Annotated in this window: 18 protein-coding genes and 1 pseudogene; 4 read left to right on the top strand and 15 right to left on the bottom strand. The window is 74.5% G+C overall.

Annotated features, from left to right (window positions below):
- Nucleotides 1-114: 114 nt before the first annotated feature.
- Both IH54_RS0127645 and IH54_RS40290 read left to right on the top strand, forming a co-directional pair.
- Nucleotides 115-957 carry a hypothetical protein gene (locus IH54_RS0127645; RefSeq protein ID WP_107060273.1) on the top strand — a complete coding sequence of 281 codons (843 nt, stop codon included), beginning with the start codon at nucleotides 115-117 and terminating at the stop codon, nucleotides 955-957.
- A 125-nt stretch (nucleotides 958-1082) separates the two neighbouring features.
- Entirely contained in the window at nucleotides 1083-1331 is a 249-nt protein-coding gene (locus IH54_RS40290) for a hypothetical protein (protein WP_043182473.1), read from the top strand.
- 39 nt (nucleotides 1332-1370) lie between these two features.
- Here IH54_RS40290 and der read toward each other — a convergent pair whose 3' ends face one another.
- The 4 genes from der to IH54_RS0127620 form a co-directional block, all read right to left on the bottom strand.
- Complete coding sequence (gene der / locus IH54_RS0127635) at nucleotides 1371-2828, bottom strand: ribosome biogenesis GTPase Der (RefSeq protein WP_031521867.1); 1458 nt, start codon at nucleotides 2826-2828, stop codon at nucleotides 1371-1373.
- A 79-nt stretch (nucleotides 2829-2907) separates the two neighbouring features.
- Nucleotides 2908-3495, bottom strand: a complete 588-nt coding sequence (locus tag IH54_RS0127630) for a lysophospholipid acyltransferase family protein (protein WP_078862578.1) — start codon at nucleotides 3493-3495, stop codon at nucleotides 2908-2910.
- Between the two features lie 59 nt (nucleotides 3496-3554).
- Complete coding sequence (gene cmk, locus IH54_RS0127625) at nucleotides 3555-4235, bottom strand: (d)CMP kinase (protein WP_043182445.1); 681 nt, start codon at nucleotides 4233-4235, stop codon at nucleotides 3555-3557.
- A 343-nt stretch (nucleotides 4236-4578) separates the two neighbouring features.
- On the bottom strand, nucleotides 4579-5676 hold the full coding sequence (locus tag IH54_RS0127620) for a prephenate dehydrogenase (protein WP_031521860.1): 1098 nt from the start codon (nucleotides 5674-5676) through the stop codon (nucleotides 4579-4581).
- A 210-nt stretch (nucleotides 5677-5886) separates the two neighbouring features.
- On the opposite strand from IH54_RS0127620, the gene IH54_RS0127610 reads away from it, so the two are divergent.
- A complete protein-coding gene (locus IH54_RS0127610) occupies nucleotides 5887-6603 on the top strand; it encodes a DNA polymerase beta superfamily protein (RefSeq protein ID WP_031521856.1) in 717 nt (238 codons plus the stop codon).
- Here the strand turns inward: IH54_RS0127610 and IH54_RS0127605 are convergent.
- The 9 genes and pseudogenes from IH54_RS0127605 to IH54_RS0127565 form a co-directional block, all read right to left on the bottom strand.
- Nucleotides 6600-7814: a pseudouridine synthase gene (locus IH54_RS0127605; protein WP_031521853.1), complete on the bottom strand. Its 1215-nt coding sequence runs from the start codon at nucleotides 7812-7814 to the stop codon at nucleotides 6600-6602. The two genes, IH54_RS0127610 and IH54_RS0127605, sit on opposite strands and share 4 nt — an antisense overlap.
- Complete coding sequence (gene scpB / locus IH54_RS0127600) at nucleotides 7814-8506, bottom strand: SMC-Scp complex subunit ScpB (RefSeq protein WP_078862567.1); 693 nt, start codon at nucleotides 8504-8506, stop codon at nucleotides 7814-7816. Before scpB ends, IH54_RS0127605 begins: the two co-directional genes overlap by 1 nt.
- Nucleotides 8503-9714 carry a segregation and condensation protein A gene (locus IH54_RS0127595; RefSeq protein ID WP_078862566.1) on the bottom strand — a complete coding sequence of 404 codons (1212 nt, stop codon included), beginning with the start codon at nucleotides 9712-9714 and terminating at the stop codon, nucleotides 8503-8505. Before IH54_RS0127595 ends, scpB begins: the two co-directional genes overlap by 4 nt.
- Nucleotides 9715-9779: 65 nt before the next feature.
- A complete protein-coding gene (locus tag IH54_RS0127590) occupies nucleotides 9780-10496 on the bottom strand; it encodes a hypothetical protein (RefSeq protein ID WP_078862565.1) in 717 nt (238 codons plus the stop codon).
- Nucleotides 10481-11410, bottom strand: a pseudogene (locus IH54_RS0127585) (ParA family protein); the annotation flags it as partial. The pseudogene IH54_RS0127585 and the gene IH54_RS0127590, both read right to left, overlap by 16 nt.
- A gap of 411 nt (nucleotides 11411-11821) precedes the next feature.
- Nucleotides 11822-12937 (bottom strand): alanine dehydrogenase, encoded by a 1116-nt coding sequence (ald, locus tag IH54_RS0127580; RefSeq protein WP_078862577.1) that lies wholly within the window; start codon nucleotides 12935-12937, stop codon nucleotides 11822-11824.
- 266 nt (nucleotides 12938-13203) lie between these two features.
- Entirely contained in the window at nucleotides 13204-15723 is a 2520-nt protein-coding gene (locus tag IH54_RS0127575) for a tetratricopeptide repeat protein (protein ID WP_052397934.1), read from the bottom strand.
- A 671-nt stretch (nucleotides 15724-16394) separates the two neighbouring features.
- Nucleotides 16395-17021, bottom strand: coding sequence for an NUDIX domain-containing protein (locus tag IH54_RS0127570; RefSeq protein WP_031521839.1), 627 nt, complete (start codon nucleotides 17019-17021; stop codon nucleotides 16395-16397).
- Nucleotides 17022-17065: 44 nt separating this feature from the next.
- Nucleotides 17066-18694, bottom strand: a complete 1629-nt coding sequence (locus IH54_RS0127565) for a CTP synthase (RefSeq protein ID WP_043182442.1) — start codon at nucleotides 18692-18694, stop codon at nucleotides 17066-17068.
- A 587-nt stretch (nucleotides 18695-19281) separates the two neighbouring features.
- Here IH54_RS0127565 and IH54_RS0127560 point away from each other — a divergent pair.
- Entirely contained in the window at nucleotides 19282-21117 is a 1836-nt protein-coding gene (locus tag IH54_RS0127560; protein WP_199923473.1) for a glycoside hydrolase family 15 protein, read from the top strand.
- A 57-nt stretch (nucleotides 21118-21174) separates the two neighbouring features.
- Here the strand turns inward: IH54_RS0127560 and IH54_RS0127555 are convergent, their stop codons facing one another.
- Both IH54_RS0127555 and recN read right to left on the bottom strand, forming a co-directional pair.
- Entirely contained in the window at nucleotides 21175-22317 is a 1143-nt protein-coding gene (locus IH54_RS0127555; RefSeq protein WP_031521831.1) for a glycosyltransferase family 4 protein, read from the bottom strand.
- A 611-nt stretch (nucleotides 22318-22928) separates the two neighbouring features.
- The gene (recN, locus tag IH54_RS0127550; protein ID WP_031521829.1) at nucleotides 22929-24686 is read right to left on the bottom strand and encodes a DNA repair protein RecN; all 1758 of its coding nucleotides are present in this window, start codon (nucleotides 24684-24686) and stop codon (nucleotides 22929-22931) included.
- Between the last annotated feature and the right edge of the window lie 32 nt (nucleotides 24687-24718).

Raw genomic sequence — 24718 nt, 5'->3', positions numbered from 1 at the left:
AGTCCGGCGTGCGGGTCGCAAGCGACGGGAGCGCAAACCGTGACTCCGCGCACAGACCGTCCGTTGTCACAGTGCGCCGGGGCAGGCCCGGCCGAACGGACCAAGGAGACTCCCGTGGCGCCCCTGCTCGACGTGAGCGACGAGGTACGAGCCGAGATCGGCGAGGAGGAGACCAGGCGTCTCCTCGCCGGCGAGAACGCCCCGGGCACGTACGACTGCACGTCCTGCCGCACCCCGGGGGACAGCACGCAGGAGCGGACCAGCACGGTGCTCTTCGTCGGCGACGAGACCGCGGTGCTCGCCTTCGCCCACGCCGCCTGCATCCCGTCGCAGGTCGTGCCGGTCGCGGAGGAGCAGCTGCAGGGTGCGGTGCGCAGCATCGCCGGTGAGGGGACCGCGCCGCCCGCACCTGCCGTACCGTTTCACTCGCCGGTACGGCCCGCGCCCGTCCCCGCCCAGATGCCCGCGCCGGAGGCCGCGCCGCGGCAGGCCGTGCTCGGCATCACCTGCGGGCTGATCATCGTCGAGGAGGCGCTGCACCCCGCGCTGGTGATCGAGCCGACCGGGCCCGTCGCCCGGGCCGGCGCGATCGGGGGCGGCGACGACTTCCTGCCGCTGCTCATCGAGCAGGGCTTCATGCCGCAGCTCGACCTCGCGGCGCCGCCGTCGCCGCTCACGGGCTGGTCGGTGCTGCTGGCGATGGGCAAGCTGCACGCCGTGCTCCAGCCCCCGATGGGCGGCGCCCCCGCCGCCGCGTGGTGGCAGGCGCACCAGCCGCTCCAGGTGAGCGACGGCTGGCGCGCTGCCGTGAACCGCACGAACGCGGTGTTCGTCTACGCCGGGCCCGCCGGGGCGATCGGGCGGCAGCCCCGCGAGGACCTGCTGCGCGAGGCGCTGGACCGCGCCTGCGCCAGGGGCCAGCTCGTCTCCGCCGCGATGCCCCTGTCCGGGACCTGAGCCCCCGCGTCAGGGGAAAGTTCAGCCGGGCGGCCCGCATCCCACGGGGAAGGCGGGTCGTTGGGCGGTACGTGCAGATCTTCGACGGTTCCTCCCGGTCCCCGTTCCAGCGCTACATCCCGCCCATGCGCAGAGCGCAGGACGCCGACGGAAGCGGTGGCTCTGCCACGCCCATCTACGACGCGCTCTACCGCGAGTACCGGCGGCTCTTCCGTACGCTGCCCGGGGACCGTACGGGCGAGGAGTCGCTGCAGTTCAACGACTTCGGGCTGTGGCAACCGGAGGTGCCGCCCGCCGCGCCGGGACGGCACCGGGGGAACGGGCCGGCCGCGCTGCCGCCGGGGCAGGGCGACAACCGGCTGCACGACCTGTGAGACGGGACCGCCCGGGGGCCGGGCCCCCGGGCGGTCGGGTCACTTCTTGCGGCCGCGCTTCTCGCGGACGCGCACCGAGACCTGGATGGGCGTGCCCTCGAAGCCGAACTCCTCGCGCAGCCGGCGCTCGATGAAGCGCCGGTAGCCCGCCTCCAGGAAGCCGGAGGCGAAGAGCACGAAGCGCGGCGGCCTGGTGCCGGCCTGGGTGCCGAAGAGGATGCGGGGCTGCTTTCCACCGCGGATCGGGTGCGGGTGGGCGGCGACGAGTTCGCCGAGGAAGGCGTTGAGCCTGCCGGTGGGCACCCGGGTCTCCCAGCCGGCGAGCGCGGTCTCGATCGCCGGGACGAGCTTCTCGACGTGCCGCCCGGTGCGGGCGGAGACGTTGACGCGCGGCGCCCACTGCACCTGCACGAGGTCGCGCTCGATCTCCCGCTCCAGGTAGAACCGGCGCTCCTCGTCCAGCAGGTCCCACTTGTTGTAGGCGATGACGACCGCGCGGCCCGCCTCGACGGCCATCGAGATGATGCGCATGTCCTGCTCGGCGAGCGTCTCGGCGACGTCGACGAGGATGACCGCGACCTCGGCCTTCTCCAGGGCGGCGGCGGTGCGCAGGCTCGCGTAGTAGTCGGCGCCCTCGGTGAGGTGGACGCGTCGCCGGATGCCCGCCGTGTCGATGAATTTCCATGTCTTGCCGCCGAGCTCGATCAGCTCGTCGACCGGGTCGCGGGTGGTGCCGGCCATCTCGTTGACGACGACCCGCTCCTCGCCGGCGATCTTGTTGAGCATCGACGACTTGCCGACGTTGGGGCGGCCGATGAGCGCGATGCGCCGCGGGCCGCCGACCCTGTCGCCGAACGTCATCTCGGGCGCCTCGGGGAGCGCCTCCAGGATGGCGTCGAGCAGGTCGCCGGTGCCGCGGCCGTGCAGCGAGGAGACCGGGAAGGGCTCGCCGAGGCCCAGGTTCCACAGCGCTGCCGCGTCGGCCTCGCCGGAGGGGCCGTCGACCTTGTTGGCGGCGAGCACGACGGGCTTGCCCGCGCGGCGCAGCAGCTTGACGACGGCCTCGTCGGTGTCGGTCGCGCCGACCGTGGCGTCCACGACGAAGACGACCGCGTCGGCCGCCTCGATCGCGAACTCGGCCTGCGCGGCCACCGAGGCGTCGATGCCGAGCACGTCCTGCTCCCAGCCGCCGGTGTCGACGATCTTGAAGCGGCGGCCGTTCCAGTTCGCCTCGTAGGTCACTCGGTCGCGGGTGACGCCCGGGCGGTCCTCGACGACCGCTTCGCGGCGGCCGATGATCCGGTTGACCAGGGTCGACTTGCCGACGTTCGGCCGGCCGACGACGGCGAGCACCGGCAGCGGGCCGTGGCCCGCCGCCGCGACGTCGTCGGCGACGTCCTCCAGGTCGAAGCCCTCCTCGGCGGCGAGTTCCATGAACTCGGCGTACTCGGCGTCGCCGAGCGCGCCGGTGTCGCCGTGCTGGTCGTGCTGGTCCATCGGTCTCTCCGTCGGTCAACAGTGGTGCGCGCGGCACCGGCCGGCCCCGGGGGGCCGGCCGCGGTGCGGCGGCGGTGGTTCAGCGGCCGGTGGCCCGCCGGGCCTCGGCCATGTGCGCGGTCAGCCGCTCCTGGATGTAGGAGGTCGCGGCGTCCATCGCGGCCCGCGTGCGCCGCCCGCCCTCCGTGACGGCGGTGAACGGCTCCCCGTACACGACGTCGATACGGCTGCGCAGCGGCGGGAGCTGCGGTACCAGCCGGCCCTTGCGGGCGCTGCCGAGCACCGCGACCGGAACGACCGGCGCACCCGAGCGTACGGCGAAATACGCGAGCCCGGCGCGCAGCTGGGCGAAGTCGCCGCCCGTGCCGCGGGTGCCCTCGGGGAAGATGCCCAGTACACCGCCGTTCTCCAGCACTTTCAGGGCGCTGGTGATCGCGGCGCGGTCGGCACCCGTACGGTCGACCTCGATCTGGCCGATGGCCCGCAGGAACGGGTCCAGCGGCCCGACGAAGGCCTCTTTCTTCACCAGGAAGTGCAGGGGGCGCGGGCTGGTGCCGATCAGCATCGGGCCGTCGACGTTGTGCGCGTGGTTGCCGGCAAGGATGAGCGGCCCCTGCGCGGGGACGCGCCAGGTGCCGAGCACCCGGGGGCGCCACAGGCCGTTCATCAGGCCGATGCCGATGCCGCGGGCGACGGCGGCGCCGCGCGGGCTGGGCGGGGCGGTGGTCACCTCGCGGTCGCCTTCTTCTCCCCCACCAGGGCGACGACCCGGTCGACGACCTCGTCCAGGGTCAGGTCCGAGGTGTCGACCTCTATCGCGTCCGCGGCCTTCGCCAGCGGCGAGGTCTTCCGGCCGGAGTCGGCGGCGTCCCGCTTGACCAGGGCCTCCTGCGTCGCGGCGACGCTCACCGCGCCCAGCAGCTCGCCGCTGCGGCGGGCGGCGCGGACCTCCGCGGAGGCGGTCAGGAAGATTTTCGCCGTGGCGTCGGGCAGCACGGTGGTGCCGATGTCGCGGCCCTCGACCACGATGCCGGTCGCGGCCGCCGCGGCGGCGGCCCGCTGGTACTCGACCATGCGGGCGCGCACCTCGGGCACCGCGCTGACCGCGCTGACCGCGGCGGTGACCTCCTGCGAGCGGATCGGGCCGGAGGCGTCCACGCCGTCGACGCTGATCCGCGGGTCGCGCGGGTCCGTGCCGGACACGATGACGGGCTTGCCGCTCGCGTCGGCGATCGCGGCGGGGTCGGCGACGTCCACCCCGTTCGACAGCATCCACCAGGTGATGGCCCGGTACTGCGCGCCGGTGTCGAGGTAGCTCAGCCCCAGCCTGACGGCGACCGCCTTGGACGTGCTGGACTTGCCTGTGCCGGAGGGGCCGTCGATCGCGACGATCACCGGGTTCTCCACGGTGAGCCTTTCCTTTGTCGTGCCAACCGGCTCGCCGCCGGGCCATTCCCCCAAGGCTACCGGCCTCCCGCTCCGTGCCGGACCGCCGGTGACGCCCCGGGGTGCCCCTTGCGGCGGGCACCGCGACCTTGCGGTGGGTGGGTGGCCGGTCGCGCAGTTCCCCGCGCCCCTGAAAACGCTCACCCAGCACGGTAAGGGCTCGCTTCTGCCGCGCCGGGCAAGAAACCAGGGGCGCGTGGGGGTACCGCCCAGGCGAAGCTCTGGGCCAGAGCTACACCACCGGCCCACCACCGGCGGGAGGTCGCGCGGCCCGCCGCGAGGGGCACCCCGGGGTGCCCAGGCCTCAGGGCCGCAAGGACCAGGCGCGGTCGCGGAGGGCCGCGGAGAGGACGGGGGCCGAGCGGGGCTCGACGAAGAGTTGGGCCAGGCCCGCCTGCTGGCCGGCGCTGTGCTCGATCCGCACGTCCTCGATGTTGACGCCCGCCGCGCCGGCGTCGGCGAAGAGGCGGGCCAGCTCGCCGGGCTGGTCCCCGATGAGGACGGCCACGACCTCGTACGCCTTCGGCGCGGTCCCGTGTTTGCCGGGCACCCTCGCGCGGCCCGCGTTGCCGCGCCGCAGTATGTCCGCGACGCCCTCCGCGCCGCCGCGCCGCTTCTCCTCGTCGGCACTCTGCAGCGCCCGCAGGGATTCGACGGTCGCGCCGAGGTCCGCCGCGATGTCGGCGAGGACGTCGGCGACGGGGCCGGGGTTGGCGGCGAGGATGTCCATCCACATCGCGGGTTCGGAGCCGGCGATGCGGGTGACGTCGAGGATGCCCTGCCCGCACAGCCGTACCGTGCTGTCCTCGGCGTGCTGGAGCCGGGCGGCGACCATGCTGGAGACGAGCTGCGGGGTGTGCGAGACGAGCGCGACGGCGCGGTCGTGCGCGTCCGCGTCCATGACGACGGGGACGGCCCCGCACAGCGCGACCAGTTCCAGCGCGAGGTTGAGCACCTCGGTGTCGGTACCGGGCGTCGGGGTGAGGATCCAGGGGCGGCCGTCGAAGAGGTCCGCGCTGGCGGCGAGCGGTCCCGAGCGCTCCCGGCCCGCCATGGGGTGGGTGCCGATGTAGCGGGCGAGGTCACCGCCGAGGGATTCCAGGTCCCGGCGCGGACCGCCCTTGACGCTGGCGACGTCGAGGTAGCCGCGGCCCAGCCCGCGGGCCATCGCGTCGGAGAGGGCGGCCGGGACGTGCGCGGGCGGCACCGCGACGATCACCAGGTCGAACGGCGCGGGCGCGTCCGCCGCGGCCTCGTACAGGCTCCCCGCGCCGAGCGCCGCCGCGGTGCGGGCGGTGGATTCGTCGTGGTCGCTGAGCCGGACGTCGACGCCGCGGGCGCTGAGGGCCAGCGCGGCGGACGTGCCGATGAGCCCTGCGCCGATGACCAGTGCGGTTCTCACGTGGGGGTGTCCTGGGGGTACGGGGGCGGGGGAACCTGGGCGTCCAGCGTAGCCAGCGCGGGCCCGCCGCGAGACCGGGGACCGTACTGCGAGACGCGCCGCCCGCCGGTGGCGGCCCCAGCGGTCCCGTACTCCCCGTCGACCACCCGCTCACCGTCCGAAGCAGGAATTCCCCGGCGGAACGCCGGCGCGGTGGCGATAATCGCCCCCATGCGCGAATCGCTGGGGCACGATCTGGTCCGGGAGCACACGGTCTACGCGTGTGTCATGGGCTCGCGCGCGTTCGGGCTGGCGACCGACGGCAGCGACACCGACCGGCGCGGGGTCTTCGTGGCGCCGACTCCGCTCTTCTGGCGGCTGGACAAGCCGCCCACGCATGTCACCGGGCCGCGCGAGGAGGAGTTCTCCTGGGAGATCGAGCGCTTCTGCTCGCTCGCGCTGCGCGCCAACCCCAACCTGCTGGAGTGCCTGCACTCGCCGCTCGTGGAGCACGCCGACGCGACCGGCCGGGAGCTGCTGGAGCTGCGCGACGCCTTCCTCTCCCGCCGGGTCGAGGCATCCTTCCGCGGCTACGCCGAGCAGCAGCTCGGCAGGCTGGAGGCGGACATCCGGCGGGACGGCGCACCGCGCTGGAAGCACGCGATGCATCTGCTGCGGCTGCTGACCAGCTGCCGCGACCTGCTGCGTACGGGCACGCTCACCGTCGATGTCGGCGAGCAGCGCGAGGAGCTGCTCGCAGTGCGCCGCGGCGAGGTCGGCTGGGAGGAGGTGCGCGGCCGGATGCGGACACTCCACGACGAGGTGGACGCCGCCGCGGCCCGCACCCCGCTGCCCGCCGAGCCGGACCGGGCGCGGGTGGAGGACTTCCTGGTACGCGTCCGGCGCGCCTCCGCGGAGGACGCGCCGGACCCGGCACCGGCGCTCTAGAGGTCGACCTCGCGCATGAGCATGCCGACCTCGGTGTTGGTCAGCCGGCGCAGCCAGCCGGACTTCTGGTCGCCGAGCGGGATCGGGCCGAAGCTGGTGCGCACGAGCTTGTCGACGGGGAAGCCCGCCTCGGCGAGCATGCGCCGCACGATGTGCTTGCGGCCCTCGTGCAGGGTGACCTCGACCAGGTAGTTCTTGCCGGTGTTCTGCACGATGCGGAAGTGGTCGGCGCGCGCCCAGCCGTCCTCCAGCTCGATGCCGCTCTTGAGCTGCTTGCCCAGGTCGCGCGGCAGCGGGCCCTGGATCGCGGCCAGGTAGGTCTTCTGCACGCCGTAGCGCGGGTGGGTCAGCCGGTGGGCCAGCTCGCCGTGGTTGGTGAGCAGGATCAGGCCCTCGGTCTCGGTGTCGAGCCGGCCGACGTGGAAGAGCCGGGTCTCCCGGTTGGTGACGTAGTCGCCGAGGCACTGCCGCCCGTCCGGGTCCTCCATGGTGGAGACGACGCCCGCGGGCTTGTTGAGCGCGAAGAACAGGTACGACTGCGTCGCGACGGTCAGGCCGTCGACCTTGACCTCGTCGTGCTCGGGGTCGACGCGCAGGCCCTGCTCGGTGACGATCCGGCCGTTGACCTCGACCCGGTGCTGCTCGATGAGCTCCTCGCACGCCCGCCGCGAGCCCATGCCCGCCCTGGCCAGCACCTTCTGCAGCCGCTCGCCCTCCTGCTCGGCACCGGGGAAGGTCTTGGGCAGGTTGAGCTTGGGCTTGCTGTGCCGCTCCCGGTTGCGCTCCTCGATCTGCGCGTCCAGCTCGCGGGGGCGGGCCGGGGCGCTGCCGCGTCCGCGTCCGCGGTTGCCGGCCGGGCCGGGGCCGCCGGGCTTGGTGCGGGGCATGCCGCCGGGCTTGTTCGCGCCGGACTGGCCGGTGTCACCGACGTCGTAGCGGCGCTCCTCGGGACGCGGCTTGCGCGGCCGCTGCGGGCCGCCGTCACCGCGGCGCGGGGCCTCGTCCCGGCCGCCGCCCTCACCGCGGCGCGGGGCGTCGCCACGGCGGGGCCCGTCGCCACGGCGGGGGGCGTCACCGCGGCGCGGCGCGTCACCGCGGCGGTCGGAACTGCCGCTGGCGCCCCGGCCGCCCGTGCCGGTGCCCCGCCGGGGGGCGCCCCCGCCGCTCCTGGGGGTCCGGTCGGCGCCGCTGTTCCTGTCGCTGCTTCGCATCAGTCGTCCGTCTTCGCAAGTGTCGAGGGTTCGTCCGGCGCATCCGGATCGAACGACGGCAGCCCCTCCTGGGACTCCGCCTCGACCGCGTCCGCCTCCGGCAGGAACGGGGCGAGCTCGGGCAGCTCGTCGAGGCTGCGCAGGCCCATGCGTTCCAGGAAGTAGTTCGTCGTCCTGTACAGGATCGCACCTGTCTCGGGTTCCGTCCCACCTTCGACGACCAGCCCGCGCTGCAGCAGGGTGCGCATGACCCCGTCGCAGTTGACGCCGCGCACCGCCGAGACCCGCGAGCGGCTGACCGGCTGCCGGTAGGCGACGACCGCGAGCGTCTCCAGCGCGGCCTGCGTGAGCCGGGCGTGCTGGCCGTCCAGGACGAACTTCTCCACCGCGGGCGCGAAGTCCGGGCGGGTGTAGAAACGCCAGCCCCCGGCGATCAGCCGCAGGTCGAAGCCCCTGCCCTCGCGCGTGTAGTCGTCGGACAGCTCGCGCAGCGCCTTGCCGACCGCCCGCCGCGGCCGGTCCAGGACCTTCGCGAGCTGCTCCTCGGTCGCGGGCTCGTCGACCACCATGAGGACGGCTTCGAGCGCGGGCTTCAGCTCCAGCTCGGCGGTGTCCGCCGAGAGCAGCCCGGCGGGTGCGGACTGCTGCTCGGGCACCTCCAGCCCCGCGGTGAGATCCGTCACCTCGGTCATCCCTGTGCTCCGTTCCCGGCCGCCGCCGGTTCCGCGGCGGCCCCCTCGCCCTGCCTGCTCTGCTTCCCGGGCTTCCCCGGCTTGTCCGGCGGCGCCGCCTCCCGGTCGAACTCGTCCGTCACCAGCGGGGCGTCCGGCGCCTGCTCGCCGCCCGTCCAGTGGACCTGGAGGGCGCCCAGCGCCTCCTCCTGGTCGAGCCCGACGGCCTTCTCCCGGTAGAGCTCCAGCAGCGCCAGGAAGCGGGCCACGACGGTGAGCGTGTCCGGCGCGTCCGCGGTCAGCTCGCCGAAGCTGGCGCTGCCGCGCTCGCGCAGCAGCGCGATGACGTGCTCGGCCTGCTCGCGCACGCTGACCAGCGGGGCGTGGATGTGGTCGACGTAGACCTGCGGCCGCGGTTTGGGCTGCATCGCCTTGACGGCGAGCTGCGCGAAGCGCTCGGGGCCGATGCTGAGCACGACCTCGGGCAGCAGCTCGGCGTGCTGCGGCTCCAGGCCGACCGTGCGCGGGCGGCGCAGCGCCTCGTGCTCCAGGCGCTCGGCGAAGATCGCGGCGATCTGCTTGTAGGCGCGGTATTGCAGCAGCCGCGCGAAGAGCAGGTCGCGGGCCTCCAGCAGCGCGAGGTCGGCCTCGTCCTCGACCTCGGCGGCGGGCAGCAGCCGGGCCGCCTTGAGGTCCAGCAGCGTGGCGGCGACGACCAGGAATTCGGTGGTCTGGTCGAGGTCCCAGTCCGGGCCCATGGCGTGCAGGTGCGCCATGAACTCGTTGGTGACCTTCGAGAGCGCGACCTCGGTGACGTCCAGCTTGTGCTTGGCGATCAGCTGGAGCAGCAGATCGAAGGGTCCCTCGAAATTGTGCAGCCGTACGGTGAAGCGCCCGTCGTCGGCCTCCTCGCCTTCCCCGGCCCCGCTGTCCTCCGCCGCATTGCCCGGCCCTTCCCCGGCCGCCGCGTCGGGCGGTACGTCCCCGGGCTCCGGTACGTCCACGGCCGCCGGTACGTGCGGCGTTACGTCCGCGACCGCCGGTACATCCGCGGCCGGTACGTCCGCCGGTACGTGCGGCGTTACGTCCGCGCGTACGTCCTCCGCCGCCTCCGGGACCGCGTCCTCGGCCGCCGGCTCCGCCGGGGGCGGCGCCTCCGCGTGCGTCGGAACGCCCCGGCCGAGGCGGCGGCGGGGTCGGTCGGCGGGGTCGGTCGTGGTGGTCGGCATCGAGGTCCAGTGTGCGGGGGCGGGAATCGGCAGGTTACCTCCCCCCGGAGCGGCCGCGGCGCGGCTCAGCGCCCGCGCAGCCGCCGTACGAGAATGCTGGCGTCGCCGCGCGACTCCAGGTCCGCGAGCACGACGGCGACGGCCTCGCGGACGATCCGACCGCGGTCGATGGCCAGGCCGTGCTCGCCGCGCAGCACCAGCCGGGCGTGCTCCAGGTCCATCAGTTCCTCGGCGGACACGTAGACGGTGATCTTCTCGTCGTGCCGCTCGCGCCCGCTGGGGCGGCGGTTCTGCCGCGGAGCCTTGCGGCGGGCGCCGGGCGCCTGCTGCACGGGAGGCGGCGCCGGGTGCTGGGCCCCGGCGGGGCCGCCGGGCTGGGCGGGCACCTGGGGCGAGGTCCCTGGGGCCGTGCCGTTGACGGTGCCCGGCCCGCTCGTGGCGCCCAGCGGGCGGCGGCCGGCCGGAATGTCCCGGCCGGCGTGCTCGGCGACGGCGCCGGGGCCGTTCCGGTCCTGCCGGTCCCTGTCACCGCGGTCGCGGCCCTGCCCGTGGCCGGGGTCGCGGGCGTCCTTGCCGCCCCGCTCCTCGCCGGCCGTGTCCTGTTCGCCGCCGGCCGCCCCGCCCGTCTGCTCCTGGGCCGGACGCTGCCGGGTGTCGCCCTGCGCTTCGCCCCCGGAGTGCTGCTGCTGCGGCTGCTGCCGGGACTGCGGGGCCTGGAGCGCCGCACCCCCGGTGGTCCGGAACAGCTCGTCGGCGCCCGGCAGGGTCACTCGGCGTGGCACCGGGCGAGCACCTCCCTGGCGAGTTGGCGATAGGCGGCGGCGCCGACGGAGTTGGAGGCGTAGGTGGTGATGGGCTCGCCCGCGACGGTGGTCTCGGGGAAACGCACGGTGCGGCCGATGACGGTGTGGAAGACGTGGTCGTCGAAAGCCTCGACGACGCGCGCGAGCACCTCGCGGCTGTGCACGGTCCGCGAGTCGTACATGGTGGCGAGGATGCCGTCCAGCTCCAGCTCGGGGTTGAGCCGCTCGCGGACCTTCTCGATCGTCTCGGTGAGCAGCGCGACACCGCGCAGCGCGAAGAACTCGCATTCCAGCGGCACGATCACGGAGTGCGCCGCGGTGAGCGCGTTGACCGTGAGCAGGCCCAGCGAGGGCTGGCAGTCGATCACGATGTAGTCGTAGTCGGGCAGCAGCGGCTTGAGGGCGCGCGCCAGTGCCGACTCGCGGGCGACCTCGCTGACCAGCTGCACCTCGGCGGCCGACAGGTCGATGTTGCTCGGCAGCAGGTCCATGCCGGGCACGGCGGTCTTCAGCAGCACCTCGTCGGCCGCGAGTCCGCGCTCCATCAGCAGGTTGTAGACCGTGATGTCGAGTTCCATCGGATTGACCCCGAGGCCGACGGACAACGCGCCCTGCGGGTCGAAGTCGACGAGCAGCACCCGGCGGCCGTACTCGGCGAGCGCGGCACCCAGGTTGATGGTCGAGGTGGTCTTGCCGACCCCGCCCTTCTGGTTGCACATCGCGACGATCTTCGCCGGGCCGTGGTCGGTGAGCGGGTTGGGGATCGGGAAGTACGGCAGCGGCCGGCCGGTCGGCCCGACGCGCTCGCGGCGCTGGCGGGCGGCGTCGGGCGCGAGCGTCGCGGCGTACTCGGGGTCGGGCTCGTATTCGGCGTCGGGGTCGTAGAACTGACCGTCTTGCAGGTCGTCGTTGTCGTCGTAAGGGCCCATGGCGTACGCGCTTTGTGGGTCGGTGGGTTCGGCTCGGCGTGACTCGAAGGTGTGCACGGCGACGGAGCCGACGGTCATTGCTGGTTGGCCACTCCCGGGAGCAAATGTCGACTCATTCACAAGTCGTCTTACCTCCTTGGGGACCAGGAAACTTCTCAACAGGTCAGCGTGACTACAGCCGACGTTTCGCGACTCTATGGCGTGTCGGTGGTTCACAGCAACACAATCCGCCGGACACGGCACGATGTGTCGGCAACCGAACACCCCTCTGTCAAGGGCGTGACGACACGAACGGCCGGGTCTCGCGCGTGCAAGACCCGGCCGTAGGTGCACAGTTGGCGCTCCGGGACGTCCGCGGTGCCGGCGGATGCCCCGTCAGCCCAGCAGCGTGCGCAGTTCGACCGGATCGAGTCCGTGCGCGTCGGCCACCGGACCGTAAACGACCTGCCCCTCATGGGTGTTGAGGCCCAGCGCGAGCGCCGGGTCGCGGCGCAGCGCCTCCTGCCAGCCGCGGCCGGCGATCTCCAGGATGTACGGCAGCGTGGCGTTGGTCAGCGCGTACGTCGAGGTGTTGGGCACCGCGCCGGGCATGTTGGCGACGCAGTAGAAGACCGAGTCGTGGACGGTGAAGGTCGGCTCGGCGTGCGTGGTGGGGCGCGAGTCCTCGAAGCAGCCGCCCTGGTCGATCGCGATGTCGACAAGGACCGAGCCCTGCTTCATGCGCGAGACCAGCTCGTTGGTGACGAGCTTGGGCGCCTTGGCGCCCGGGACGAGGACGGCGCCGACCACCAGGTCGGCCTCCAGCACGGCCTGTTCCAGCGCGAGCGCGTTGGACGCGACGGTCTGCACGCGGTTGCCGAACACCTTGTCGGCCTCGCGCAGCTTGTTCACGTCCTTGTCGAGCAGCGTGACGTGGAAGCCGAGGCCCAGCGCGATCGTGGTGGCGTGCCAGCCGGACACGCCCGCGCCGATGACGACCGCGCGGCCGGACTGCACGCCGGGCACTCCGCCGGGCAGCACGCCGCGGCCGCCCGCCGAGCGCATCAGGTGGTAGGCGCCGACCTGCGGGGCGAGCCGGCCCGCCACCTCGGACATCGGGGCGAGCAGCGGCAGCCGCCGGTCCGGCGTCTCGACCGTCTCGTACGCGATCGCGGTGGTGCCGGACTCCAGCAGCGCGTCCGTGCACGCCCGGGAGGCCGCGAGGTGCAGGTAGGTGAAGAGCGTCTGGTCCTTGCGCAGCCGGTGGTACTCCTCGGCGACCGGCTCCTTCACCTTGAGCAGCAGATCGGCTTCGGCCCACACCTCGTCGGCGGTGCCGAGGACGGCCGCGCCGGCCGCCGCGAATTCCTCGTCGGGGATGGACGAGCCCGCGCCCGCACCCTCCTCGACGACGACCCGGTGCCCGCCTCGCACCAGCTCGTGCACGCCGGCCGGGGTGATGGCCACGCGGAACTCGTTGTTCTTGACCTCGCGGGGGATGCCCACCTTCACGTCGATCACGGTCCTTGCGCTCAGGGTTGCCCAGGGGTGGTTGGGTGCGATTGTCCTGACATGGTGCGGGTTGGCACGACACGTCGGACCTGACCGCGTTGTGCGCGGCATGGCCCAGTCTAGTGAAGGAGTAGCTGCTGTCCAGCCTTACAAAGTGGTTCATTTTCTGAGCAGTATTGGCATTTTCGTAGGCTGGCGACCGGCCGCACCTGATCGGAGACGGGCACATCGCATCATGAGCCCGTCACCCCGGCGTTGCGGCGGGATCACGGCCGCGCGACGTCCCGGCCGCCGGGGACGTCGGAGGCGCCGGGCGAGGGCGCGGTGCCGAGGCCCGTGCCGGACGCGGTGCCGGTGCCGGACGCGGTGACCGGTGCCGGTGCGGCTCCCGGACCGGGCGCGGTGACCGGGGCCGGTGCGGCTCGCGGACCGGGCGCGGCGGAGGGCCCCGGCGCGGCTCCCGGACCGGGCGCGGTGACCGGGGCCGGTGCGGCTTCCGGACCGGGCGCGGCGGAGGGCCCCGGCGCGGCGGGCGGTCCGGCCTCCGCCCCCGCGGCCCGCTCGGACATCCGCTGCACGCTCTCCCGCTGGAGCCGGGCTCCCTCCGGGTCGCCCAGCCTGTCCAGCAGGTCCGCCAGCCGCAGCAGCAGCGCCGCCTCCAGGCGCCGGTCGCCCGCCTGCCGGGCCCAGTAGAGGGCGTCCCGGCAGCTGCGCATCGCGTCCTCCGGGCGCCCGGCGGCCTCCTGCACCCGCGCCGCCTCCGCGAGCGCGCGAACCTGGCCGGTCAGGTCGCCGAGCCGCTTGTGCAGCCCCGCCGCCTTGCGCCACTCGCGCAGCGCGGGCCCGAAGCGGCCGCCGTGCGCCAGCAGGGTGGCGATGCGGCCGCGCAGCCGCGCCTGGTCGGCCTGCTCGCCGGTGCCCTGGCGCAGCGAGAGGGCGCGGCCGTACCAGTCCAGCGCGCGGCCCGGGTCGCGCCGCTCCAGGTACGTGCCGCCGAGCGCTTCCAGGACCCGGCCCTCGGCCTGCCGGTCGTCGGCGGCACGGGCGGCGTCCAGGGCGATCCGGTAGCGGTCCAGCGCGCGGTCGGTACGGCCCGCGCGGGCCTCCAGGTCCCCGAGGTTGATGAGCGCGGCGGCCTGCTCCCGGCGCAGCCCGCGCCGCTCGGCGACGCCCAGCACGAGGGTGTGCAGCTCGTAGCGCTCGGCGGCCATCGCGTCGCCGCCCGGGAAGGCGGCGAGGGCCCGTACCAGCGCGGCGACCAGACGGCGCGCCAGCGTGTCCAGCTCGCCGTCCGCCACGGCCGAGCGCGCCGCCGCGAGCAGCGCCGGCAGCCGCGACTCCAGCCACCCGGCGGCCGCCGGTGCCGAGTCGAAGCGCTGCGCGCGGGGCACCGCCTCGTCCAGCGGCTCCCCCGCGAGCGCCGCCCGGCACGACAGCAGCAGCCGTACGGTCCGCTCCAGCATCCGCGCCCGCGCCAGCCGTACGTCCGCGGGCGTCTCGCGCGCCGCCAGCAGCGCGCCGAGCAGCCCCTCCAGGCACCCCGGCACCGCGTACCGCTGCGCCCCGCCGGCGAGCAGCCCGCCGCGTACGAAGTCCTCCAGCGTCCCCTGCGCGACCTCCACCGGACACCCGGCGAGCGCGGACGCCCCCTGCGCGTCCACCACCCCCGCCGGTGCCAGCACCAGCAGCCGCAGCATCCGCGCCGCGACCCCCGGCAGCCCCTCGTACACCATCCGGAACGCCCGCACGAGCTCCCCGGGCGCCACCGCGGTGGCGGCGCCGCTGCCGGCGGGGAGAGCTGCCCGCCCCTCCGCCCCGGGCGGGGTGCCGAGCACGCCCCGCGCTGGTGAGGCGCCCGCCTCGCGCGCGCCTGGCACGGCGGGTGCCCCCGGCTCGGCCGCGCCGCGCGGAAGGCCGGGTGTGGTCTGCGCGGGTGACGAGCCCGCACCGCGGGGGTTGCCTGCAGCGCCCCTCGCGGCCGCGGAAGCCGCGCCCTGTGCCCCGGGCACGACAGTTGCCCTCCGCTCGGCCGCACCGGCTGCCGTGGACACCGCGCCGGGCGGGGTCGGCGGGATGTCCCGCAGCCGCAGGGCCGCGTCGGCGACCGACACGCCGGGGCGGGCGGCCAGCCAGGCCGCCGTCAGCCGCAGGGCCGTGGGGTGGCCGGCCAGTACGTGGACGAGCGACTCCGCGCCGCGCGGGTCGCACGTCACCCGGGTCTCACCGATCGCCCGCGCCAGCAGCTCGACCGCGGCGGGCGTGTCCAGCCCGCCCAGCGTGCACGGGCGCACGTCGGGCACCCCCGGCAGCGGCCCGCCCGACGTGGCCACCACCAGGCTCCCCACGCTCGCCGGCAGCAGCGCGGTGAGCTGGTCCGCGGAGGCGACGTCGTCCAGCACGAGCAGCAGCCGCCGCCCCGCGGTCGCCTCCCTCAGGTCCGCGCCCTCGGCCGCGCCCAGCGCCCGCAGCAGCCCGCGGGCCGCCTGCTCCGCGGGCACGGGCACGCCCGCCGGGCCCGTCAGCCGTACGAACCACTGCCCGTCGGGGTAGCGGTCGGCGACCTGCTCGGCGAGGCGCTGCGCGAGTGCGGTGCGGCCGGTGCCGGGGCGGCCCGCGACGAGCAGGACGCGGGGCGCGTCCGGGCGCTCGCCGCCCAGTCCCGGGCGGTCGATCTCCCCCACGAGCTCCGCGAGTTCGCGCTTGCGCCCGACGAACTCGGCCGGGGGCGGTGGGAGGAGGCTGACCTGGGCGTCCCCGCGCCCCCGCGGGAGGGTGCCGTCGTCCACGCTGGCCACTCCTTACCCTGCGGGTGAGCTTTGGCGTGAGCGTAGTTGACGCCGGGGGCGTCGTGTCAGGGTCTTCCCTCTGCCCGGCAGAGCCCGCCCCCGCCGCGTGGGTTGAGCGATTTGCGCTGCCGCGCCGGGCAAGCCACTCGGGCTGCGACCGCGCCGCGGGGTGAGCGACCTGCGCCAACGCGCCGGGCAAGCCACTCGGGCTGCGCCCGGCGCTGAGGGCACACGTCTTGCGCCGCCGCGCCGGGCGAACGCTACGGGCTGCGCCCGGCACCGCGGGGCACACGTCTTGCCCCCCGCGCCGGGCAAGCCACTCGGGCTGCGCCCGGCGCTGGGGGGTGAGCGTTTTCAGGGGCGCGTGGGGGTACCCCCAGGCGGAGCTCTGGGGGAGAACTGCGCGGCCAGCCCCCGCCGGGGCGCGGGTCGTCACCGGCCCGAAGGGGCAGTTCGGTTTCGTACCGGACCACCGGCCGGTGGCGGGTTGCTCGCGCAGTTCTCCCCCAGAGCTTCGCCTGGGAGGTACCCCCACGCGCCCCCTGGGGTGCCCCGCGGCGCGGTCGCAGCCCGAAGCGTTCGCCCGGCGCGGGCGGCGCAAAACGCTCAGCCCGCGCGGCAGCGCAAAACGCAGCGCGGCCGCGGCCGCGGAACAGCGCCCCGCGGAAGGGTCAGGCCTCGAAGGGGCGGGCCGGCCACGGGGCGTCGGCGGGGCGCAGTCCCGCCAGGCCCGCGGGAGCGGACAGCGCGGCCTGCGCCGCGAGGACGCCGACCACGAGGCAGTTGTTGTGGAGGTCCCCCGCGAGGACGCCGGCGAGAAGCTCCTCCAGCGGGACGCGGGCGAGCTCCATGTCCGCCTCCTCCTCGGAGACCGCGAAGCGGTCACCCTCCGCCTCGGAGACGCCCCGGGCGAGGAAGATGCGCACGGCCTCGTCGCAGCCGCCCGGCGTCGTGTAGACGTCGGCAAGCACGTGCCACTCCTCCGCCTTGACGTGCGCCTCCTCGTACAGCTCGCGCTGCGCCGCGTGGAGGGGGTTCTCGCCGGGGACGTCGAGCAGGCCTGCCGGGATCTCCCAGAGGCGGTGGCGTACCGGGTGCCGGTACTGGCGCAGCACCAGCACCCGGTTGTCGTCGTCGAGGGCGAGGACGGCCACCGAACCGGGGTGGACCTGGTAGTCGCGGGTCGCCGTGCTGCCGTCCGGCATGACGACCTGGTCGCTGCGGACGCTGGTCTTCTTACCGGTGAAGGGCGTGGCGGTGGCCGTGACCTGCCATTCCTCCGGGGTGTCCTTGAGCATGCTGCGCCTTCCGGGAAGGGGGATGTGACGCGGGGGGACCGGCGTCAGCCGGCCTTGCGGGCGACAGCCGCCTTGACCAGGCCCGCGAAGAGCGGGTGCGGCCGGGTCGGGCGGGACTTCAGCTCGGGGTGCGCCTGGGTCGCCACCAGGTAGGGGTGGACGTCGCGCGGGTATTCGACGTACTCGACGAGCTTGTTGTCCGGGGAGGTGCCGGAGAAGAGGATGCCGGCGGTCTTCTCCAGGTCGGCGCGGTAGGCGTTGTTGACCTCGTAGCGGTGCCGGTGGCGCTCCTCGACGTACGGCTGGTCGCCGTAGACCTCGCGGACGATGGAGCCCTCGGCGAGCTTGGCGGGGTAGGTGCCCAGGCGCATGGTGCCGCCCAGGTCGCCCTTGCCGCCGACGATGTCGAGCTGCTCGGCCATGGTGGAGATCACCGGGTGGGCGGTGGCCGGGTCGAACTCGGTGGAGTTGGCCTCGGCGATGCCGATCAGGTTGCGGGCCGCCTCGATGACGACGCACTGCAGGCCCAGGCACAGGCCGAGCAGCGGGACGCGGTTCTCCCGCGCGTAGGTGATCGCGGCGACCTTGCCCTCGATGCCGCGCTCGCCGAAGCCGCCGGGCACGCAGATCGCGTCGGCGTCGCGCAGCTGCTCGGCGGCGCCGGCCGGGCTCTTGCAGGTGTCGGACAGCACCCACTTGATGTTGACCTTGGCGTTGTTGGCGAAGCCGCCGGCCCGTAGCGCCTCGGTCACCGACAGGTAGGCGTCGGGCAGGTCGATGTACTTGCCGACGAGCGCGACCGTGACCTCGTGCGCGGGCTCGTGGACGCGGCGCAGCAGGTCGTCCCACTGCGTCCAGTCGACGTCGCGGAAGGGCAGGTCGAGGCGGCGCACGACGTACGCGTCCAGGCCCTCGGTGTGCAGCACCTTGGGGATGTCGTAGATGGAGGGCGCGTCGATCGCGGCCACCACCGCGTCCTCGTCGACGTCGCACATGAGCGAGACCTTGCGCTTGATCGCGGTCGGCACCTCGCGGTCGGCGCGCAGCACGATCGCGTCGGGCTGGATGCCGATGTTGCGCAGCGCGGCCACCGAGTGCTGGGTGGGCTTGGTCTTCAGCTCGCCGGACGGGCCGATGTAGGGCAGCAGCGAGATGTGCACGACGAAGACGTTGTCGCGGCCGACCTCGTGCCGGACCTGGCGCACGGACTCCAGGAAGGGCAGCGACTCGATGTCGCCGACGGTGCCGCCGACCTCGGTGATCACCACGTCGACGTCGTCGGTGGCCATACGCCGGATGCGGGACTTGATCTCGTTGGTGATGTGCGGGATGACCTGGACGGTGTCACCCAGGTACTCGCCGCGCCGCTCCTTGGCGATCACGGTGGAGTAGACCTGGCCGGTCGTGACGTTGGCCGAGCCGGCGAGGTTGACGTCGAGGAAGCGCTCGTAGTGGCCGATGTCGAGGTCGGTCTCGGCCCCGTCGTCGGTGACGAAGACCTCACCGTGCTGGAACGGGTTCATGGTGCCGGGGTCGACGTTCAGGTACGGGTCGAGCTTCTGCATCGTGACCCGCAGGCCCCGCGCCTTCAGCAGTGCGCCGAGACTCGACGCCGTGAGCCCCTTGCCGAGTGAGGAGGCCACACCGCCGGTGACGAAGATGTGCTTGGTCATCGTGGATTTCGGCGCAATAGCCAAAGGGGGCTCCCGTGGTCGCGAGGTGAGGTCGGGACGGTGCTCGCTCGCGGAGCGCCGTCGGGCGGTTCAGTGGTTCAGCCCACCGGCCCACGGGCTACCAGGGTATCAGCGGTGCAGGGCAGCGACGGTGCACGGCACCCCGACGGGTCACCGTTGCCCCTCGGACGTGGCGCCGGAGCGGCCGCCGCGCGGGTCACCGTTGCCCCACCGGAGCGGCGCCCGGCCGGCGCCGGAACCGTATACGACCGCACCGGACCACCGTTGCCCCCCGGCCAGACCACCGCCGGGGTCTGGCCGGACCACCGGCACACCTCGGCCACACAACCGCCACACCCCGGCCATGTGGCCGTTCGCCTGCGCATATGCCGGAGTGCGCCCCCTACTGCACCCGTGCGGCCCACAGAAGATCGACGGAGACGCACACCGGCACCCCGCGACGACGTATTCTGCACGGACGCACCTGTGCGAGCCGGCCGGCACACGGCATCATCCCGCCCGCTCCCGGATCAAGAGCTCGTCGAATATCCCCAGACCGCAAGACCGCCCCCGTCCGTGGGGCGGCGGTGTCGTTTCGACTGGAGAAGCACGTGGCCGGGCGTATCGAGGATTACGCACTCATCGGAGACATGCAGACCGCCGCACTGGTCTGCCGCGACGGCACGGTCGACTGGCTGTGCCTGCCGCGCTTCGACTCTCCGGCCGTCTTCGCCGGGCTGCTGGGCACCGACGAACACGGCTTCTGGCGGTTGGGCCCCGCCCATCACGGCACCCCGCCGCCGCCGGCGACACGCCGCCGCTACCGCGGCGACTCACTCGTACTGGAGTCCGAGTGGGACACCCCGCGCGGCACGGTCCGGGTGATCGACTTCATGCCGCCGCGCGACGGCGCGCCCCAGGTGATCCGGATCGTGGAGGGTGTCAGCGGCCGCGTCCCGATGTCCTCGGCGCTGCGCATGCGCTTCGCGTACGGCCAGGTGGTGCCGTGGGTGCACAAGGTCGGCGACCGCACGGTGGCGGTGGCCGGGCCCGACTCGGTCTGGTACGACGCCGAGGTCGACACGTACGGCAAGGACCTGACGACGTACTCGGAGTTCTCCGTCGGCCCCGGCGACCGCATCGCCTTCGCCGTCAGCTGGGAGCCCTCCCACAAGCCGCAGCCGGCGCTGCCGGACCCGGAGGGCTCGCTCGCCGCGACCGAGGACTTCTGGCGCGAGTGGGTCGCGCAGTGTACGTACACCGGGCCCTACCGCGAGGCGGTGGTCCGGTCGCTCATCACGCTCAAGGCACTCACGTACGGCCCCACCGGCGGGATCGTGGCCGCCCCGACGACGTCGCTGCCGGAGGACATCGGCGGGGTCCGCAACTGGGACTACCGCTTCACCTGGCTGCGGGACGCCGCGATCACCCTGTCCTCGCTGCTGCGCACCGGCTACCGCGAGGAGGCGCAGGCCTGGCGCGAGTGGCTGCTGCGGGCGGTCGCCGGTGACCCGGAGAACCTGCAGATCATGTACGGCATCGCGGGCGAGCGCGAGCTGGGCGAGAACGAGCTGCACTGGCTGCCGGGCTACGAGGGCTCCACCCCCGTCCGGATCGGCAACGGCGCCGCGCACCAGCTCCAGCTGGACGTCTACGGCGAGGTCACCGAGGCGCTGCACCTGGGCCACATGACCGGCCTGGCCCGCAACGACTACGCGAGCGTGCTCCAGCTCAAGCTCATCCGCTACCTGGAGAAGCACTGGAACGAGCCCGACGAGGGCATCTGGGAGGTGCGCGGCCCGCGCCGGCACTTCGTGCACTCCAAGGTCATGGCCTGGGTCGCGGTCGACCGCACGGTCAAGCTCATCGAGTCCGGCGAGGTCGACGGACCGCTGGAGCGGCTCAAGGACCTGCGCGACGAGATCCACTACGACGTGTGCGAGAAGGGGTACGACAAGGAGCGCAACACCTTCACGCAGTCCTACGGCTCCAAGGAGCTGGACGCCTCGCTGCTGCTCATCCCGCAGATGGGCTTCCTGCCGCCGGACGACAAGCGGGTCATCGGCACGATCGAGGCGATCCAGCGCGAGCTGTCCACCTCGGACGGCTTCGTGCTGCGCTACCCCACCTCCAGCACCGACACCAGCGGCGACGACAACCTCGACGGCCTGCCCGGCGACGAGGGCGCCTTCCTCGCCTGCTCCTTCTGGCTCGCCGACGACCTCGCGATGATCGGCCGGGTCGAGGAGGCGCGGCGGCTGTTCGAGAAGCTGCTGTCGCTGCGCAACGACCTGGGGCTGCTCGCCGAGGAGTGGGACCCGCGCCGCCAGCGCCAGGTCGGCAACTTCCCGCAGGCCTTCAGCCATGTGCCGCTCATCGACACCGCGCTGCGGCTCACGGCGGTCGGCGCCTTCCGCGCCTGAGCGGATCCGCGCCGTCTCTACGCGCGGTGCGGAACCGCTTACGGCGGGCCCGCGGGCTCATGCCCGCTGGGTCAGCTCGTCGTAGACGCTGAGCACCTGGGCCACCGTGTCGTCCTCGGAGGGCCAGGTCGCCGCCTGAGCGCGGCCCGCCACGGACAGGGCGGTACGGCGGGCCGGGTCGGCCATCAGGTCGGCGACCGCGCGGGCCAGGCCGAGCGGGTCGCCGTACGGCACGAGGACGGCCGCGTCACCGACCAGCTCGCGCGTCCCGCCCACGTCGGTGGCCACCAGCGGCACACCGGCGTGCAGGGCCTCCTGCGCCATCAGCGGGCGGGCCTCCCAGCGGCTGGGCAGCACCACGAGGTCGGCGGCGGCCAGCAGGTCCGGTACGTCGTCGCGCCGGCCGAGCAACACGACCGGCAGCCGCTCCGCCCCGATCCGCCGCTCCAGCTCCGCGCGCCGGGCGCCCTCGCCGGCGATCGCCACGAGCGGCGCCGGGTCCTCCCCCGCCCACAGCCCGGCCGCGTCCAGCAGCAGGTCGTAGCCCTGCTGCGGCTCCAGCATGCCGACAGCGAGCAGCAGCGGACGGTCCACGGCGCCGTGGTCGGCGCGGGTCTTCTGCCGCAACCGCTCCCCCTCCTCCGGCGGGCGCGGCGGCCTGCCCGCCGGGCGCGGCACCGCGGCGGGTGCGAAGCGCGCGTCCTTCGCGCCGAGCGCGCGGGCGCGGTCCACCAGCTCCGAGGACACCCCGAGGACCACGGTGGCCGTACGCAGTGCCCGGCGCTCCAGCCAGCGCAGCACCACCCCGCGGCCGCCCTCCGCAGGGGCACCGCCGTGCCACGTCACCACCAGCGGGACGCGCCGCCCGCCGAGCGCGACCGCGGCGAGGAATCCCGCCCACAGGCCGTGCGCGTGCACCACGCCCGCGCCGTGGAAGGCGGCGCGCAGCGCCCCGACCACCGGCGCGTCCGCGCGCGCCCGGCGCGCGCCCAGGTCGACGGGCACGAACCGCGCGCCCGTCCCGCCGAACCCGTAGTCCGCCTCCGCGGCCGCCGGCCCGCACACCGTGACCTCCACCCCGCGCGCGACCAGCCCGCCCACGAGCGAGCTGACGTGCGCGCCGGCACCTGCCCCCGCCGCCGTGCCCAGCACGTGCACGGCGTGCAGCTGCCCGCCGAAGGGCTCCGAGGTGCGACTCACGCGGCCTTTCGCTCCTTGAGTTGAGCGCGATGTGTGACGCGGTCCAGCATGCCAGCCCGCGCAAGAGCAGGCCCTTGCGCGGGACCCTTTCCCCGCGGGACCCCGCCCCCCGAACCACCCTTACGGGTGACGCCCGTCGGCCCCGCGCCCTTTCCCCGCCCCGCCGGGCGAGCGTCTCGCGCTGCCGCGCCGGGCGAGCGTCCTGCGCTACCGCGCGGGGCGAGCGTTTGCCAGGCTGCGCCTTCCCTGCCGGGCACGCGTTTTCGGGCTGCGGTTGCCCTGCCGGGCGACCGCTTTCAGGGGCGCGTGGGGGTACCTCCCAGGCGGAGCTCTGGGGGAGAACTGCGCGACCAGCCCCCACCGGCCGGTGGTCCTGGGGGCACCTCCCAGGCGGAGCTCTGGTGGAGGACCGAACCGCCCCTTCGGGCCGGTGACGCCCCGCGCCCCGGTGGGGGCTCGCTGTTCTCCCCCAGAGCTTCGCCTGGGAGATGCCCCCACGCGCCCCTGAAAAACGCTCACCCTCCGCGACAGCGGAAAGCGCTCGCCCGGCAGGGCATCGCAGCCGAAACGCGTGCCGCCCTCCGCAAAGGGCGCCCCCCGACCGGGGGAGGTCAGAGGGAGGCGCGGGCGGCAGCCAGGAGTTCCTCCGCGTGGGCGCGGGCCAGTTCGGAGTCGGATTGGCCCGCGAGCATGCGGGAGAGTTCGCGGACGCGGGCCTCGCCGTCGAGGGCGGTGACACCGGAGCGGGTGACGGAACCGTCGTTCGTCTTCTCGACCAGGAGCTGGCGGTCGGCGAACGCGGCCACCTGCGGAAGGTGGGTGACGACCACGACCTGGGCCGTCCGTGCGAGGCGTGCGAGGCGGCGCCCCACCTCGACCGCCGCGGCCCCGCCGACCCCCGCGTCGACCTCGTCGAAGAGGTACGTCGGGACGGGGTCGGACCCGGCGAAGACGACCTCGACGGCGAGCATGACGCGGGAGAGCTCGCCGCCGGACGCGCCCTTGGCGATGGGCCGCGCGGGGCTGCCGGGGTGCGGGGCGAGCAGCAGCTCGACCTCGTCCGCCCCGGTGGGCCCGTAGGCAACGGCCCGGCCGCCGATCTCGATGCCGGACTCCGCCTCCCCGGCGGGCACCTCGTTCTGCCGGATCGCGAAGCTGACGCGCGCGTGCGGCATGGCCAGCGAGGCCAGTTCGGCGGTGACGTCGGTGGCGAACCGCTCCGCGGCCTCGGTGCGCAGGTCGGTGAGGTGCTGGCCGAGGCCGCCGAGTTCGGCCCGCAGCGCGTCGCGCTCGGCGGTGAGCTCGGCGATGCGGTCGTCGTCGCCGTCGAGTTCGGCGAGCCGGGCGGCGCTCTGCCCGGCCCACGCGAGGACCTCGTCGATGTCGGTGCCGTACTTGCGGACGAGGTGTGCGAGGACGGCCCGGCGCTCCTCGACGGCGGCGAGCCGCAGCGGGTCGGCGTCCAGGTTGTCGGCGTAGCCGGCGAGTTCGCCGGCCACGTCGGCGAGCAGGATGCCCAGCTCACCGAGCCGCCCGGCGAGCCCGGCGAGGGCGGGGTCGTGCGCGGCGACGGCGTCGAGCGCGCGCTGGGCGCCGGCGACGAGGCTGCCGGCCTCGACGCTCTCGGGGTCCTCGGGGTTGCCGGCGAGCGCGGCGTGCGCGAGCGTCGCGGCGGAAGCGAGCGCCTCGGCGTGCCCGAGCCGCTCGGCCTCGGCGGCGAGTTCGGCGTCCTCGCCGGGCTGCGGCTCGGCGGCGGAGATCTCCTCGACGCCGAAGCGCAGCAGATCCGCCTCCTGGGCGCGTTCCCTGGCCCGGGTGGTGAGTTCGGACAGTTCCGCGGCGACCTCCCGCAGCCGCCGGTAGGCGGCCCCGTACTTCTCCAGCGCCGTGCCGAGCGCGGCACCGGCGTAGCGGTCGAGCGCCTCGCGCTGCCGCGCGGGCCGCAGCAGGCCCTGCTGGTCGGTCTGGCCGTGGACGGCCACGAGGTCGTCGGCGAGGTCGCCGAGCACCCCCACGGGGACGCTGCGCCCGCCGAGGTGCGCGCGCGAGCGCCCTTCCGCGGACACCGTACGGCTGATGAGCAGCGCACCGTCGTCGAGTTCCGCCCCGGCTTCGGCGGCGCGTACGGCCGCCCGGTCGCCCGGCGCCATCGTCACGCGGCCCTCGACGACCGCGGAGCCCGCGCCGATCCGCACCAGGGCGGGGTCGGCCCGGCCGCCGAGGAGCAGGCCGAGGCTCGTGACGACCATGGTCTTGCCCGCACCGGTCTCGCCGGTCACCGCGGTGAAGCCGGGTGAGAGTTCCACCACGGCGTCCTCGATGACACCCAGCGACCGGATCCGCATTTCCTCCAACACGGATACGACCATACGAGGTTTTCCGTGCCCGGCGCGACGCCCGC

It is taken from the genome of Streptomyces sp. NRRL F-5123 (genome assembly GCF_000721495.1).
Taxonomy (GTDB): Bacteria; Actinomycetota; Actinomycetes; order Streptomycetales; family Streptomycetaceae; genus Actinacidiphila.
This window is presented reverse-complemented; position numbering and strand designations above follow the sequence as displayed.

Bases quoted from the DNA above. Each gene is read 5' to 3' on its own strand.
- IH54_RS0127630 (WP_078862578.1), bottom strand. From the start codon at position 3,495: ATGAACGGCCTGTGGCGCCCCCGGGTGCTCGGCACCTGGCGCGTCCCC.
- IH54_RS0127570 (WP_031521839.1), bottom strand. From the start codon at position 17,021: ATGCTCAAGGACACCCCGGAGGAATGGCAGGTCACGGCCACCGCCACG.
- der (WP_031521867.1), bottom strand. From the start codon at position 2,828: ATGGACCAGCACGACCAGCACGGCGACACCGGCGCGCTCGGCGACGCC.
- IH54_RS40290 (WP_043182473.1), top strand. From the start codon at position 1,083: ATGCGCAGAGCGCAGGACGCCGACGGAAGCGGTGGCTCTGCCACGCCC.
- IH54_RS0127610 (WP_031521856.1), top strand. From the start codon at position 5,887: ATGCGCGAATCGCTGGGGCACGATCTGGTCCGGGAGCACACGGTCTAC.
- IH54_RS0127595 (WP_078862566.1), bottom strand. From the start codon at position 9,714: ATGCCGACCACCACGACCGACCCCGCCGACCGACCCCGCCGCCGCCTC.
- recN (WP_031521829.1), bottom strand. From the start codon at position 24,686: ATGGTCGTATCCGTGTTGGAGGAAATGCGGATCCGGTCGCTGGGTGTC.
- scpB (WP_078862567.1), bottom strand. From the start codon at position 8,506: ATGACCGAGGTGACGGATCTCACCGCGGGGCTGGAGGTGCCCGAGCAG.
- IH54_RS0127605 (WP_031521853.1), bottom strand. From the start codon at position 7,814: ATGCGAAGCAGCGACAGGAACAGCGGCGCCGACCGGACCCCCAGGAGC.
- IH54_RS0127565 (WP_043182442.1), bottom strand. From the start codon at position 18,694: ATGACCAAGCACATCTTCGTCACCGGCGGTGTGGCCTCCTCACTCGGC.